The organism is Leeuwenhoekiella sp. LLG6367-2.1 (assembly GCF_045055775.1).
Classification (GTDB): domain Bacteria; phylum Bacteroidota; class Bacteroidia; order Flavobacteriales; family Flavobacteriaceae; genus Leeuwenhoekiella; species Leeuwenhoekiella aequorea.
In genome coordinates this window covers 1,803,185-1,817,915 of sequence record NZ_CP159331.1, presented here as the reverse complement: position 1 = coordinate 1,817,915, position 14,731 = coordinate 1,803,185, and the positions used below count along the sequence as shown (strand labels likewise).

Here is a 14,731-nt window from a genome sequence, read left to right as displayed (position 1 = left end):
TTAAGGCAAGAGACTGATAATTTCTTGCCTTATACTTTCTGCATCAAGTCCTACAGAGTCATATAATTGTTCGGTAGCTCCGTGTTCTATAAATTGATCTGGAATTCCCAATATCCGTATATCTCCCTTATAGTTATACTTAGCAGCTTCCTGCGCAATAGAACTACCAAAACCTCCAGCTTTTACTCCATCTTCTAAAGTCACAATTGAAACATATTTGCTAAATATTGCTTGTAACATTGTTTGATCTAGTGGTTTTACAAATCCAAAATAGTAAACCGAAATTCTATCTGTAAATGATTCTGCTACTTCAAGGGCTTTGTCTATAAAATGACCAGTTACTAAAATAGCAACACTATTACCTTCTTTTAGATTTTGAGCTTTTCCAATTTCTATTGTAGAAAATGGCAATTTCCATTTTAATAGATTTCCTCTTCCCCGCGGATAACGAATGGCTATAGGAAAATCTAATCCTAACTGAGCTGTATAAAGAATATTGCGCAAATCGATCTCATTATGCGGAGCATAGATAATTAGATTGGGAATACATCGTAAATAACTCAGGTCAAAAACCCCGTGATGGGTTGCACCATCTTCTCCTACGAGTCCCGCACGGTCAATACAGAATATAACCGGTAATTTTTGCAAGGCCACATCATGTATAAGCTGATCATACGCGCGTTGTAAAAATGTAGAGTAAATTGTACAAAACGGCATTAACCCTACACTTGCTATACCTGCAGCTAATGTAACCGCGTGTTGCTCTGCAATACCTACATCAAAAGCCCTTTCTGGGAATTGCTGCATCATATATTTTAAAGAGCTGCCTGTTGGCATTGCAGGAGTAATACCAACAATTTTTTCATTTTTTTGAGCAAGCTCAACAAGTGTTAGTCCAAAAACATCTTGATATTTTGGCGGCTGTACAGCTGTACTTTTAGGCGATAATTCGCCGGTAAGCGCATCAAATTTCCCGGGAGCGTGATAAACTACTTGATTTGCTTCAGCTTGTTTAAGCCCTTTTCCTTTAGTGGTGATAACATGTAGGAATTTAGGACCTTTGATTTTTTTTAAGGTATTAAATATTTCAAGCAGCTTATCGATATCATGACCATCTACAGGACCAAAATATTTAAAGTTTAAGGCTTCAAATATATTATCCTGTCCTTGACTGCCGGTTTTTACATTAGTAAGATAATTTTTCAAAGCACCCACGCTAGGATCTATACCAATTGCATTATCATTTAATACTACGAGAATATTAGCATCACTATCTCCTGCATGATTAAGCGCCTCAAATGCCATTCCGCTTGCGACAGATGCATCTCCTATCACAGCAATATGCTGTCTATTAAAATCTCCTTTAATTTTTGATGCAATCGCCATGCCCAAGGCTGCAGAAATAGAGGTGCTGGAATGACCGGTTCCAAATGTATCGTAAACACTTTCCTCTCGTTTAGGAAAACCACTGATACCTTTATACTGCCTATTGGTTTCAAATAAATCCCTTCTGCCCGTCAAAATTTTATGACCATAGGCTTGATGTCCTACATCCCAGATTAATTTATCATCTGGCGTATTAAATACATAATGCAGTGCCAGAGTAAGTTCTACCACACCCAAACTAGCTCCAAGATGCCCTTCTTTTGTAGCAACAATATTTATGATAAACTGCCGTAGTTCTGCAGCAACCTGAGTTAGATCTGCCGCGGAAAGTTTCCGTAAATCTAAAGGATCATTAAGCGTATCTAGAAGTGGGTAATTCATAAAACAAAGGTAGCCGAAGTAGAATTAATATTAAGTTCTCACTATAAAAATGATGCTGCTAATGACTAAGCGAATTAAAACCTATCTCCTAGAATATACAATGGCTTTGTGATCTAGATTTATGTATGTTATAGTTCTCAAAACTTTTTATCTTTCCTTTCTAAATTTAAAGCAATGGCGTTATTAGAACCCTTTGATGATTACTACTTTATGAAAAAAGCAATGCAGGAAGCTGAGACTGCATATGACCTTGGAGAAATACCCGTGGGTGCGGTAATCACTGTAAACAATACAATTATTGCAAGAGCGCACAACTTAACAGAGCGTTTGAATGATGTCACTGCTCACGCCGAAATGCAAGCTATCACCTCAGCTGCAAATTATCTAGGAGGAAAATACCTTAAAGACTGTACTTTATATGTAACACTAGAGCCTTGTCAAATGTGCGCTGGCGCGCTATACTGGAGTCAGTTATCTCGTATTGTTTACGCAGCATCTGATCCTTCTAGAGGTTTTAAAAATATGGGAACTCACTTGCATCCTAAAACCACCGTTAGCAGCGGAATTATGCAAATGGAAGCTGCCGCTCTATTAAAACTTTTTTTTATAGAAAAACGGAATCTAAATTAAGTCTTATGACTACAAAAAATACAATAGCAGAACGCGTAGCCGACTTTTTAAAACGCTATCCTCCGTTTCAATTTCTTGCAGAAGAAAGTCTGCTTAAAATTGCCGGTCAAGTGAGTGTCTTATACTATGAGAAAAATAAATCGATATTTAAAGAGCGTGAGAAAAATCACGGTATGTTTTACGTGGTCAAAGATGGTGCAGTACGGCTTTACAGAACTCAAGACAACGAACCCAAAATCGTAGATATTTGTGACGAAGGGGATCTTTTTGGACTCAGACCTCTTATTACCAAGGAAGATTATGAGCTGTCGGCATCTGCAAATGAAGAGTCTATTCTCTACGGAATCCCCATAGATCTATTTTTACCAATTGCTCTTGAACATCGAGATGTGAGTAACTTTCTAATTGCGTCATTTGCTTCCAATGTAAGTGACCCTTATTCCTTAGAAGAAAGCGGAAAACTATTTACAGAATATTCTGTCGAGCGCAATAGTGAGATTTTTGATCTTCAAAAAGCGCGCTACTCAAAAAATACACTAACCTGCACACCAGATACAACTATAAAAATCGCAGCCTTAAAAATGGAACATCGAGGAGTAGGCTCTATTGTTGTTACTCAAAATGATAGACCACTGGGCATAATTACTAACAGAGATCTTAGAGACAAAATAGCGACCGGTAAATTTCCTATTAGTGATGAGGTTACTTCGATTATGAGTGCTCCTGTACGGTGTTTTCAAAAGGATTTGAGTGTAGCACAGGCGCAGTTAATTATGCTTAAAAATGATATCAATCATTTGTGTATTACCGAAGATGGCACTCCAGACAGTAAATTACTAGGTTTATTATCAGAACATGATCTTGTTGTTTCCTTTGCAAATAATCCTGTTGTTTTACTTAAAGAAGTTAAACTGGCAAAACGCACAAAGAGGCTTCGGGAAGTGCGGCTTAAAGTTGCGCAACTACTCAAAAAGTATTTAGATCAAAACCTGCCATTATCTCAAATTCTAAATATTTTAAATGAAATTAATTACGCTATAGCGGTGCGTGCTATAGAATTGGCATTGACTAAGATGGAGACTCCGCCTCCTTGTAAATTTGCTTGGTTAGCACTGGGAAGTCAAGGTCGAAAAGAGCAGCTCTTATATACAGATCAAGATAATGCGATCGTTTTTGAGAATGTTGCAGAAGAGGATTACGAGCGCACGCAAGCTTACTTTATTAATTTGGCTAGGCTGGTAACACGAGCAATGCATAAAATAGGTTATGCCTATTGCCCGGCAGATATGATGGCGAGTAACCCACGATGGTGTCAATCTTTATCTGAGTGGCAAAAACAATTTAGTGTATGGATTTTGGAACCGTCCCCTGAAAGCCAGCTTCTTTCAGCTATATTCTTTGATTACAGCTATGTTTATGGAGATACCCAACTGGTCACGAACCTTTCTGACAGTATTCTTCAGAAATTAGATCGCAATACAAACTTTTACCGGGTGATGGCAAAAGATGCCATTCGCAGTCCGTCACCATTAGGTTTTTTTAGACAATTTCTGGTTGAAGAAAGCGGTGATCACAAAGACTTTTTCGACATTAAAGCTAGAGGACTTATGCCTTTAATTGATGCAGCCCGTGTTTTGAGTTTGCAGCATAAGCTTAGAAACATTAACAATACAGCCGGCAGGTTTGAGCGTCTCGCAGAAGTAGAAGATAATAACAAAGAAATTTACGAGAGCTGCTCGTATGCATTTAAAGCGCTATTAAAATTTAGAACCAGACAAGGTATTTTACACGACGATTCTGGGAGGTTTATAGAACTTTCGACATTAAGTAAAGCTGAAAAATTAAAACTGAAACGTTGTTTTAAATCCATTCACGATATTCAAGAATTGCTAACACTGCGTTATCAACTTAAATAAGGTATGCATATTCCATTTATAAATAAGAAACCCGATCCACCAGAATTCTATAAAGAGTATGCCAGAAAATTTTCTGAAACCACATCTCCAACATTAGAAGACACCAGGTTTGTAGTTTTTGACACAGAAACTACTGGTGTAAACGCGCGTAAGGACCGTATGCTAAGTTTAGGCGCTCTAGAGATAAAAAATAATGAAATAAAAATTGCTAATAGTCTGGAGGTATATATAGAACAGGAGTTATTTAACGAAGAAGCAGTAGCAATTCACGGTATTCTACGGCAAAATAAAAATCAGATTAAAATCACTGAAGAAGAAGCTGTTAAACAATTTCTGCTTTTTGCTGGTAACTCCGTTTTAGTAGGCCACCACGTAGGCTTTGATATCGCCATTATAAATTATGCGCTCAAAAGATTGGGTGCTCCTAAATTGAAAAATAAATTTACAGATACAAGTGTATTATTTAAGCGCAGTGTTCATCTTGTAAACATCACCAATCCTGATAAAGTCTATAGTTTAGACGAACTTTGTGAAGCGCTCAATATCTCCAAAAATGACAGACATAAAGCAATGGGAGATGCATTAATTACAGCCTTAGCATTTCTTAAAATTCTTACTCGACTTAAGAGTTCTAAGAAAACTAGCCTTAAAAAAATTCTAATTTAATTGAGGCTTTCGTCGCTGTGATATAAAACGCCTAAAGAATTTATATTTTGAAAGGAAGGAATATAAATCTCCTGCATAATTCTTTCAATTTTAGAAATATAAGGCAATCTATTCTGCGTGATAAGCTCTTGCAAGTGCAATTCAAAAGAAGAAAATAATAAAGTAAGAAGTCGGTTTTTGATTAATGTCCTTTTATACTGAAAGACAAATTTTTTGCAGGTAGACAAAAACAATTGAGGGTGTTTCAGAAGCGTATTTACAACAGTAGTAAAGTACAAAAGAACCTCATCATTGTGATGCTCTTGAACAATCTGCTTGTTTACTAATTCGGTATTTTCTTGAAAAAGCCAAAGGTTTTTTACTATGAAATCAGTTTTACTTGTTGGGTAACAATAATAAACATCTAAGCCTAAAGCCGTACTTATTAAAAAAACATCTTGTCCTAACGAATCTACGAGAAACCTATTAAAAGATTTCTCGGCAGATGGGGAAAGCACCATAGTGCGTTTGAAACCTACATTTCTAAAACGCACACAATGCAAATCATTCAATATGTTAGGATTGTTGAGCATATTATAATAATTGCTCGATCTGGTCTAAGCCCTGCATTTTTGCATGATCTTTAGCCGTTAAGCCTTTTGAATCTTTGATGGTGGTATCAGCGCCGTGCTCAAGGAGAATTTCAACTAATTCTTTTTGATTAAACGTTGCCGCGTATATTAAGGCGGTACCGCCGTTAGAATTTTGAGCGTTAGCGTCTGCACCGTTTGCTAATAATATTCTAGCCACCTTAGGGTACCCCTTAAAGCAAATTCCCATTAGCGCTGTATTCCCTGATGCATCTTTAGCATTTACATCTGCATTATGTGCAACTAAAACTTCAGTAAGTGTTTCAAAACCGTAATACGTAGCTAAAAGTAAGGGTGTAGAACCACGCTGATCTGTTGCAGAAATTAAATCTGGATTTTGATCGAGCAGTTCTTTAACTTTTTGATCATTTCCTAAACGAATGCTGTCAAATAATAAATCTGAATTCATATTGTTAAAATAATAAATTTATCGAAATAATATTGGATATTTTTTAATGTAATTCAATATTAGTTATGCTTACAAGACTATAAATCGACATCAGAAAACAGTTTACTTACTTCCTAAAGTCCATTTATGACATCTCTACACAACAGCTTCCGAAGAAATTAATGTGAATATTAAAATTGATTCAAATATATCTATTGCACGCAGGCCATACTGTTAGGGAATATCTAAATATTAAAAGAAGATGTCATAAAAGTTTTATAACGTAACGCCTCCTTTCTGTTGAAAATTCTAATAGGTTCAAACATTATTAATAATGATGTCAAAGCAGTGTTAAACCTTTCTTCAGCTTCACCGGAACTTTTAACTTTAGATCAAAATTTACAATTATGAGCAACTCACTTGAAGCTTGGTTAGAAAAAGATACATTCACTTCTAATGTAAGTCGTGGCTTAATCTCCGGATTATTAGGAGGTATTGCGGGGACAGTCGTTAAGAGTGCAATTGAGAAAGTTCTACCGGTAAGAAAACCCAATACACGATCTGCACAATTAAAAATGGTCGATGATTTATCTGTGAAACTCACTGGCGATCGCATAAGCTCTTCAAATCAAGAGTTAGCAGAACAACTCGTAAATATCCCTTTTGGAGCTAGTTTAGGAGCTACTTATGGGTATGCAAAGCGAGACAAATTAGAAACAAATATATTTGAAGGCGCTGCTTATGGTGCAACAACCTGGATAGGAACCCACGAAACTTCGTTACCACTCTTAGGACTTAAAGAAAGTCCCAAAGAAATCCCTTTGAACATACAAATCAACGAACTAATCGCACACGTGGCTTTTGGTGTTACTACAGAAATAGTACGTGGCTTAGTTGCAAAAAAATTACGTGATTAAAAACAAAATATATCTCAAAGCTAAAAATTCATTCTAAATTGCTGTATGTCTAATTACTTGCAGCCATTTATCAAAATCAAAGCCTTCGCTAGAAGTACAGACTTCTCGAAGGCTTTATTGATTACTATTGGTGTTGTTGCTCCAATGATGCTAGGCTACTATTTTGACCATCTAAGTATGGGAATAGCAGTTGGCACCGGTGTTATTTTTAGCTCTCCCAGCTCTATAAGTGGAAGTTTACGTAACAAAAGAATAGGTATTTTACTCTCTGCTTTAATTGCGACATTAGTAAGTTTTACAGGTGCCTATATCCCCCACTCTCTGCTTATTCAGCTTCCCTATCTCGGTGTAATGACCTTTATATTGGCTTTTTTAGCGGTGTATGGATTTAGAGCTTCGCTAGTAGGGTTTTCAGGATTGTTTGCTTTGGTTTTGAGTTTTGCAAATATCTCATCTGCAGATATGGCTCCCTATGAGCGCTCATTATTAATAGGATTAGGAGGTGTCCTCTACTTTGTAATTACTGCATTATACGATTTTCTTGCCCCAAAAAAACAAGTTGATGAACTTCTGGAAACCGCTATAGACTTATGCGCTGGTTACATTGAGGCGCGCGGAAAATTTCTCAACCGAAGTGTAAAACGAGACGCTGGTTTAAAAAAACTCTTTGCTGTACAAAGTGAATTTAATGAGCATCTAGAAAAATTAAGGGAGATATTATTAGACAGTAGACATTCCTCAGGAACCTCGAGCTATTACAGAAATCGATTTTTAGTTTTGGGAGAACTTGTAGATCTTTCAGAGCTCGCACTTACAAGTCCCATTCCTCCGGTAAAAATGCACGAGATATTGGGAAAGTATGAGCATTCGCTTCAAGCGTTTGTGCACTTAAATAGAATGCAAACACAAGCTCTAAAACAAATTGCACATACAGACTTTAAAAAGAAGAAAGTTGATTTAAGTAATCTTAAAAATGCATTAGGACAATCTCAAGAAATTGTATCTAAAATGAATTCTAAAGAGATTGAACCCGAAGATTACATAATACTCCAAAATCTATCTGTACTTCAGGAAAACCAGACGCAACGCATATTAAATATTGCACAGATTTTAGACCGAAACAAAACGGATACTAAAAACATCACTACCAATCCGAAGGAATTAGAAGGGTTTATCACAAAACAGGATTACAGTTTTCAAATTCTACTAAATAATTTTACTAGGAGTTCCCCTATATTTAGGCACGCTTTGCGTATTGCTGTAGTAACTGTACTTGGGTTTGGTCTGGGCAGTTTGTTCAAACTTCAAAACCCATACTGGATACTACTTACAATTATTGTTATTATGCGGCCTAGTTATGGGCTTACTAAAGAGCGATCAAAAAACAGAATAATTGGCACATTAATAGGTGCCGTATTAGCCACTCTTATTGTGTATTTCATTAGAGATGTAATGCTCTATCGCATCCTCGCGGTATTTAGTTTTACCATGGCACTCGCCACTCTTCAAAAAAACTATCGTACCGCAGCGTTTTTCATAACATTAAGCATCATTTTTGGATATGCATTACTGCGCCCAGATATTCTTAATGTGATCCAGTTTAGAGTTGTAGATACCCTAGCCGGTGCAGGACTAGCTGCATTAGCAAATTTTTTCTTCTGGCCTACACGAGAAGTAAAAGGTTTAAAAAATAATCTGGCAGATAGCCTAATCGCTAATCGCAATTATCTTGAAGTCATCTCCTCTCATTACGAAACAAAAGAACAATTACAAACCCAATATAAACTGGCTCGTAAAAAAGCATTTTTAGCTACAGCAAACTTAAATGCCGCTATACAACGCTTATTGCAAGAACCCGCTTCTTCAGGACAACTTACTGGCAAATTATATGAACTTGTGGTTCTCAATCACGCTTTTCTAGGTGCATTAGCATCGATGGGTGCTTATTTGCGTAATCACAATACGACTCACATAGAAGATGTTTTTATTAGCTATAAAAGTCAAATATTACAAAATCTTGACGCTGCTATATTGCTAATACAAAAAAATAATGCTCCCTTAGAGTCTTCTTTTAGTGATGAATCTATCGAAGATACTGCCGCTGCAACCTACGTAGCCGACGAACGAAATGAAGCTCATATATTAACTGCTCAATTGAGGTGGTTAAAAAATTTGAGTGAAGATTTTAATAAGCAGCTAAAACAACTCAACTCTTAGATAGATCGTAATATCGCTGCAGCTTTTTCTAAAGTTTCATCTGATTTTGCAAAGCAAAAACGCAAAAACTTATGATCTTGCTCGTCGCAATTAAATACAGATACAGGTATACTCGCAATGCCATTTTCTTTAATAAGTCTCTCTGCATATAGTCTGGCATTTTCCTGAGAAATAGCAGAGTAGTCAAGCATTTGAAAATACGTTCCCATAGCTGGTTTGTAGGTAAACCTAGAGCCTTCAATTCCTTTTAAAAAGAGATCACGTTTTTGCTCATAGAACTTTGACAATCCTAAGTAACGTTTGGGTTCTTCAAGATAGGTTGCCAGTGCTTTTTGCAATGGATGACTCACGCAAAAAATAACATTCTGGTGCACCTTGTGTATTTCACGCATTAAATTATCTGGAGCTAAACAATAACCCACCTTCCAACCGGTAGTATGAAAAGTCTTACCAAATGATGCCGTAATAATTAACTGCTGAGCAAGTTTATCATAGGCAGCAACACTTAGATGCTTTCTGTCATCAAATACAATATGCTCATACACCTCATCACTCAATAATAGAATATTAGTGCCTGCTAATAGTTCTTCAAGCTTACTAAGATCTTCATGGGAAAATACATTTCCGCTAGGATTATGCGGATTGTTTATTATAAGCATTCGGGTTTTAGAAGATATTTTACTTCTTACCTCATCCCAATCAATACTAGTATATGGCGCCTGCAGTTGTATTAAAACGGGAATGCCACCTTGAAGTCTAATAGTAGGTTCATAAGTATCATACGCTGGTTTAAGAATAATTACTTCATCCCCCGGATTAATAAACGCAGTTATACTTGCATATAATGCTTCGGAAGCACCCGCGGTTAATGTAATTTCATTTTGCGGATCGTATGTTTTTCCGTGTAAATGACTAATCATAGCCGAGATATTTTCGCGTAGGCGTAAATCTCCCGCTAATGGCGCATATTGATTGTATCCATCGTGCATTGCTTTAGTTACTAAGTCAATAAGCACAGGATCTGTATTAAAATCAGGAAATCCCTGAGATAAATTAAGTGCATTGTGCTGCGTAGCCATTTTGCTCATTAAAGCAAAAATAGACAAGGTAGTATTAGGCAGCTTACTTTGCATTAATCTTTTCTGAAATGTGCTGCTACAGCCTCAAGCTCTTCGTACCATTCTTCACCAAATTTACGTAGTAAAGCATCTTTAGTAAATTTATAAACAGGAACCTGGAGTTCTTTTCCCAAACTACAAGCATCGTCACAAATAGGCCATTTATGATAATTTACAGCTGTAAATTTTGAATATTCCTGTAAGCGTACGGGGTATAAATGACACGAAATAGGCTTTCTAAAATCTACTTCTCCTGCATTATACGCGTCCTCGATACCACAAGAAGCAACACCCTCTTTTGTAAAAGTGACATACGCACACTCGGCTCCATTAACTAATGGTGTTTCTAACTCATCTAAATCTGTGGTAATATGAGTGCCTTGCGCTTCTATTGCGGCAATACCTTCGGGGCGTAAAAAAGGTTTAACCTTAGGATAGATGTTTTTTAAAATCTCTACTTCCTGTGGTTCTAATGGCGCTCCTGCCTCACCGGCAATACAACATTCTCCCTTACACGAGGAGAGATTACAAACAAAATCCTTTTGGATTACCTCTTCTGAAACTATGGTTTTTCCTATCTGAAACATAGCTGCAAAGATACATTTTTGATCAGGTTAACAATGCGTTAAATCTACAGATAAGAAAGCCTGAAAATCATACAAATAACAGTACTTTTGCCGACCTTTTAAAAAAGTTTTTATTATGGGATTTGATTTTAAAGAGATTGCGACTGCCAGTATGATTCTATTTGCAATTATAGATATCATAGGAAGTATTCCTATAATTATAGGTCTGCGAGAAAAAGTGGGACACATACAAAGTGAGAAGGCTTCAATTGTGGCAGCTATATTAATGGTCGTGTTCTTGTTTATAGGTAAAGAGATATTAACCTTAATAGGCATTGATGTAAATTCATTTGCAGTTGCCGGTGCTTTTATTATTTTCTTTATAGCTCTAGAAATGATTCTCGGAATACAATTATATAAGGATGATGCTCCAGAAACTGCTAGTATTGTTCCTCTTGCATTTCCATTAGTAGCAGGTGCGGGAACAATGACCTCTTTGTTATCTCTTCGTGCTGAATATGCCGTACAAAATATTATTGTAGCTATAATTATAAACTGTTTGTTTGTTTATCTGGTTTTAAAATCTTCTGGAAAAATAGGAAGACTGCTAGGAAAACAAGGAATTAGTCTTATTCGAAAAATCTTTGGCGTAATTTTGCTTGCAATGGCTGTAAAGCTATTCACAACAAATATTCAAGGACTTTTTTAAACCTTTTTTTATGAAAATTGCGCTCTATATTATCCTAGGTCTTGCAGGCGCACTGCTTATTTTTAACTTCACTAAAATAGACTATGCAGCTCCATTAGAAGGCAATAGTGCAGTAGCCGTTATTTCTGTACTTGCGTGCTTATGTGCAATGCTATTGCTTATAATACTGCTTATCTCAAGAAAGATTGTAGAGAAGAAAAAACGTAGATTATAAAAGTTCTACAAGTGTGGGATTTATAAACTCATAAACAATTCCACCTACAAAGGTTACTATTGAAAGCACGAGAAATATTTTGTGTAGTTTTTGGTAGATAAGTGTTCGCTTTAATTGCGATCGCAGACTGCTGTCTTCTATCTTTTTTATTTGCTCCTTTACTTCAGATTCACTAAGATAAAACGGACTTACCGATATCCCATTTGAGATAAGCAGGCCTGCGCTGTTGTCTAGCAATCTAAAAATTGCAGCAATGCAAAAAACAAATATTGAAGCTATTATAACCATTATTTCTCTCGACTCAATGCTTTAATTTTTTGAATAGCAGGATCTTCCTCATTAATCAACTTTTCAAATATAGTATTTCCAAACAATTGTTGTGCAAATACAGCTTTAATATACCGCTTTAAATCTTCTTTATAATCTCTTACACGTATTTTTAAATCGCGCTTGCCAGTATATTGTACAAAGGCTAATATATCTGAATCTGTAATACTTACCTCTTCGGTAAATTGTTTGTAAGTAAGCTTATTATAGTAAGGTCTGTTTTTTTCCAGAAGTTCAAAAACAAATCGATTCATAAAACCGGTGCGTAGTGCATAATTGATGGCCTCTTTCTCATAATTAGTATCCTTAGACACAAATATATCAGGTATGATACCTCCGCCTCCATAAACGATTTTACCTTTAGGAGTTACATATCGCAAGCTATCTGCCACACTAATGCTGTCGATACTTTGCATTTCGCCATTTTTATAGCGAGATAGATAATCTTCATAATACGCTTGATTACCTTCACCATAAGGTCTTTGTATACTTCTACCGGTGGGCGTGTAATATCTCGCTATGGTAAGTCGCACTGCACTGCCATCTCCCAATTCCATTTCTCGTTGCACGAGTCCTTTCCCAAAAGAACGCCTCCCTACGATTTCACCGCGATCATTATCTTGCAGAGCTCCTGCAACGATCTCACTGGCAGAAGCTGAATTCTCATTGATTAAAACATAAACCTGTCCTGACTGAAAAATACCTTCATCAGAAGCAAATGCCTTTTCAATTTTTCCGGTTTTATTCTTGGTAAACAATATAAGTTTATCATCTTCTAAAAACTGATCTGCTACTTGCTCTGCTGCAGAAATATATCCTCCGGGATTATCTCTCAAATCCAAAACTATCTGAGTGGCACCTTTCCTTTTTAAACTACTTAAAGCACTCTTAAATTCTACAGGTGTACTTTCTGCAAATCTGTTGATTTTTACATAACCCAATGTATCTGTTAACATATAAGCAGCATCTACACTTTTTAAAGCAACAGTAGATCGTTTTACTTTAAAATCAAGAATATTCTTAACCCCGGGACGTTTTACTTTGAGATCAATAAGTGTATTTATCTTGCCCTTCAGTTGGGATGTAATAGAATCATCAATAAGATTTACACCCGTTAATGGCTTATTATTTGCTGCTATAATTCGATCTCCTCCTTTAATGCCTGCCTTTTCACTAGGACCTCCAGCGATAGGGTAACTTACTGTAATTGAATCATTATAATTATAGAAACTTACTCCTATACCTACAAAGTCACCTTTCATACTTTCATTAACGCGCTCTAATTCGCTGGGCGGTATATAAACCGAATGCGGATCGAGATTTTCGAGAATACTATTTACGGTAACATCTACAATACTATCTGTGTTAATAGCATCTACATATTCATAATCGATATAGTCGATAAGACGATTTAGCTTCTCTTTTTTGGCATTTCCACCTAATAAACTTGTAGTGTTACTGCTATAGTTAAGCTTACTACCTATAAAAATGCCTATTGCAATTGCAATTGCAAAAAATATAGGAAGATATTTTTTTTGATAGCCTCCCATTACTCTTCAATATTTTCGATACAAATCACTTCTACACCTGCCCGAGAAAGAAAATCGAGTCCGCTAGGATCTTTATATCCTTTATGATACACCACACGCGTTATACCTGCCTGATGAATTAATTTACTACATTCTGTACAAGGTGATAGAGTGATATATAGCGTAGCACCTGCGCAAGCCTGCGTAGAAGATGCCACTTTTAGAATTGCATTAGCTTCTGCGTGAAGAACATACCATTTTGTGTAGCCCTCCTCATCTTCGCAAACATTTTCAAAACCTGTAGGTGTCCCGTTATAACCGTCTGATATTATCATCTTATCCTTAACGATAAGAGCGCCTACTTGTTTTCTTTTACAGTAAGAAAGTTTTGCCCACTCACGCGCCATGCGTAAATAAGCGATATCATAAGTAAGTTGTTTATCTGAAGATATAGATGACATAGAAGGTTTACAAGGCGTAAATAAAACTTAGTGGTGTGCGAATATAAAAAAACTTAACGTGCTTATATTCTGAAAAGAAAGACATTACCAAGGATAATTTGTGATCAGCATAGGAATAACCATACCTATTACAACAGCAGATATAAACATCATCCAGTCTCTACGTGAAAATCTAAATATCGTCTGGCAGATAAATCCTATAATGAGAACGATAATCACAATTATTATCTGAGCACTTTCAATCCCTAAAGCAAATTCAGCAAGCGGCAATAATTTACTTGATAAATGTGCAGTTAATGATTTAAAAAACGAGGAAAAGCCCAAACCGTGTATGAGTCCAAAAAACAAAGCAGTAATTAACAATACTCCTAATTTATCTTTCTTAGCCCCTTTACCAGCCGTAAATACATTATATAATGCGGTTATAAAAATTGTAACAGGAATTAAAAATTCTATAAAACCCCTATCTACCTTAACCACACCATAAACTGCCAATAATAAAGAAACAGTATGTCCTAATGTAAATAAAGTCACTAGCAGCAGAACTCTGCGCCAATCATTAAAAACATAAGGAACTGTGAGAACTATTAAAAATAAAACGTGGTCATAAGCTTTATAGTCAAGTACGTGTTCAAGACCTATCTTAAAATAAAACCAGAAATCTGACATAAGGGAGG

Annotated in this window: 16 protein-coding genes; 7 read left to right on the top strand and 9 right to left on the bottom strand. The window is 36.2% G+C overall.

The window, feature by feature from the left end; translation table 11 throughout:
* Complete coding sequence (gene dxs, locus ABVM53_RS08315; protein ID WP_405325005.1) at nt 1–1,767, bottom strand: 1-deoxy-D-xylulose-5-phosphate synthase; 1,767 nt, start codon at nt 1,765–1,767, stop codon at nt 1–3.
* A gap of 174 nt (nt 1,768–1,941) precedes the next feature.
* Between dxs and ABVM53_RS08310 the strand changes: the two genes are divergently transcribed.
* From ABVM53_RS08310 to ABVM53_RS08300, 3 genes are read left to right on the top strand one after another with little or no spacing between them, the layout of a single operon-like run.
* Nucleotides 1,942–2,397 carry a nucleoside deaminase gene (locus ABVM53_RS08310; protein WP_405325002.1) on the top strand — a complete coding sequence of 152 codons (456 nt, stop codon included), beginning with the start codon at nt 1,942–1,944 and terminating at the stop codon, nt 2,395–2,397.
* Nucleotides 2,398–2,402: 5 nt separating this feature from the next.
* Nucleotides 2,403–4,313 (top strand): DUF294 nucleotidyltransferase-like domain-containing protein, encoded by a 1,911-nt coding sequence (locus tag ABVM53_RS08305; RefSeq protein WP_405324999.1) that lies wholly within the window; start codon nt 2,403–2,405, stop codon nt 4,311–4,313.
* A 3-nt stretch (nt 4,314–4,316) separates the two neighbouring features.
* The gene (locus ABVM53_RS08300; RefSeq protein WP_405324996.1) at nt 4,317–4,979 is read left to right on the top strand and encodes an exonuclease domain-containing protein; all 663 of its coding nucleotides are present in this window, start codon (nt 4,317–4,319) and stop codon (nt 4,977–4,979) included.
* On the opposite strand, the gene ABVM53_RS08295 is transcribed toward ABVM53_RS08300, so the two are convergent.
* Together ABVM53_RS08295 and ABVM53_RS08290 are read right to left on the bottom strand one after the other, a co-directional pair.
* The gene (locus tag ABVM53_RS08295) at nt 4,976–5,551 is read right to left on the bottom strand and encodes a hypothetical protein (protein ID WP_405324993.1); all 576 of its coding nucleotides are present in this window, start codon (nt 5,549–5,551) and stop codon (nt 4,976–4,978) included. The two genes, ABVM53_RS08300 and ABVM53_RS08295, sit on opposite strands and share 4 nt — an antisense overlap.
* Before the next feature lies 1 nt (nt 5,552).
* Complete coding sequence (locus tag ABVM53_RS08290) at nt 5,553–6,017, bottom strand: ankyrin repeat domain-containing protein (protein ID WP_371455210.1); 465 nt, start codon at nt 6,015–6,017, stop codon at nt 5,553–5,555.
* 386 nt (nt 6,018–6,403) lie between these two features.
* Between ABVM53_RS08290 and ABVM53_RS08285 the strand changes: the two genes are divergently transcribed.
* Both ABVM53_RS08285 and ABVM53_RS08280 read left to right on the top strand, forming a co-directional pair.
* On the top strand, nt 6,404–6,913 hold the full coding sequence (locus tag ABVM53_RS08285) for a DUF1440 domain-containing protein (RefSeq protein WP_128756316.1): 510 nt from the start codon (nt 6,404–6,406) through the stop codon (nt 6,911–6,913).
* Between the two features lie 45 nt (nt 6,914–6,958).
* The gene (locus ABVM53_RS08280; protein ID WP_405324988.1) at nt 6,959–9,130 is read left to right on the top strand and encodes an FUSC family protein; all 2,172 of its coding nucleotides are present in this window, start codon (nt 6,959–6,961) and stop codon (nt 9,128–9,130) included.
* Here ABVM53_RS08280 and ABVM53_RS08275 read toward each other — a convergent pair.
* Both ABVM53_RS08275 and ABVM53_RS08270 read right to left on the bottom strand, forming a co-directional pair.
* Nucleotides 9,127–10,263 carry a methionine aminotransferase gene (locus ABVM53_RS08275; protein WP_405324985.1) on the bottom strand — a complete coding sequence of 379 codons (1,137 nt, stop codon included), beginning with the start codon at nt 10,261–10,263 and terminating at the stop codon, nt 9,127–9,129. The two genes, ABVM53_RS08280 and ABVM53_RS08275, sit on opposite strands and share 4 nt — an antisense overlap.
* The gene (locus tag ABVM53_RS08270; RefSeq protein ID WP_128756313.1) at nt 10,263–10,835 is read right to left on the bottom strand and encodes a DUF3109 family protein; all 573 of its coding nucleotides are present in this window, start codon (nt 10,833–10,835) and stop codon (nt 10,263–10,265) included. Before ABVM53_RS08270 ends, ABVM53_RS08275 begins: the two co-directional genes overlap by 1 nt.
* Nucleotides 10,836–10,950: 115 nt before the next feature.
* Here ABVM53_RS08270 and ABVM53_RS08265 point away from each other — a divergent pair, with 115 nt between their 5' ends.
* Both ABVM53_RS08265 and ABVM53_RS08260 read left to right on the top strand, forming a co-directional pair.
* Complete coding sequence (locus ABVM53_RS08265; protein WP_128756312.1) at nt 10,951–11,523, top strand: MarC family protein; 573 nt, start codon at nt 10,951–10,953, stop codon at nt 11,521–11,523.
* A 10-nt stretch (nt 11,524–11,533) separates the two neighbouring features.
* Complete coding sequence (locus ABVM53_RS08260; RefSeq protein ID WP_371455215.1) at nt 11,534–11,737, top strand: hypothetical protein; 204 nt, start codon at nt 11,534–11,536, stop codon at nt 11,735–11,737.
* Here ABVM53_RS08260 and ABVM53_RS08255 read toward each other — a convergent pair.
* From ABVM53_RS08255 to ABVM53_RS08240, 4 genes are all read right to left on the bottom strand, one after another.
* Nucleotides 11,732–12,025 (bottom strand): hypothetical protein, encoded by a 294-nt coding sequence (locus ABVM53_RS08255; RefSeq protein WP_405324980.1) that lies wholly within the window; start codon nt 12,023–12,025, stop codon nt 11,732–11,734. The two genes, ABVM53_RS08260 and ABVM53_RS08255, sit on opposite strands and share 6 nt — an antisense overlap.
* Nucleotides 12,025–13,614, bottom strand: a complete 1,590-nt coding sequence (locus ABVM53_RS08250; protein WP_128756309.1) for a S41 family peptidase — start codon at nt 13,612–13,614, stop codon at nt 12,025–12,027. Before ABVM53_RS08250 ends, ABVM53_RS08255 begins: the two co-directional genes overlap by 1 nt.
* Nucleotides 13,614–14,054, bottom strand: a complete 441-nt coding sequence (locus ABVM53_RS08245) for a cytidine/deoxycytidylate deaminase family protein (protein ID WP_371455217.1) — start codon at nt 14,052–14,054, stop codon at nt 13,614–13,616. The genes ABVM53_RS08250 and ABVM53_RS08245 overlap by 1 nt, the downstream gene beginning before the upstream one ends.
* Before the next feature lie 84 nt (nt 14,055–14,138).
* Nucleotides 14,139–14,723: a HupE/UreJ family protein gene (locus ABVM53_RS08240; protein WP_128756307.1), complete on the bottom strand. Its 585-nt coding sequence runs from the start codon at nt 14,721–14,723 to the stop codon at nt 14,139–14,141.
* Nucleotides 14,724–14,731: the final 8 nt, after the last annotated feature.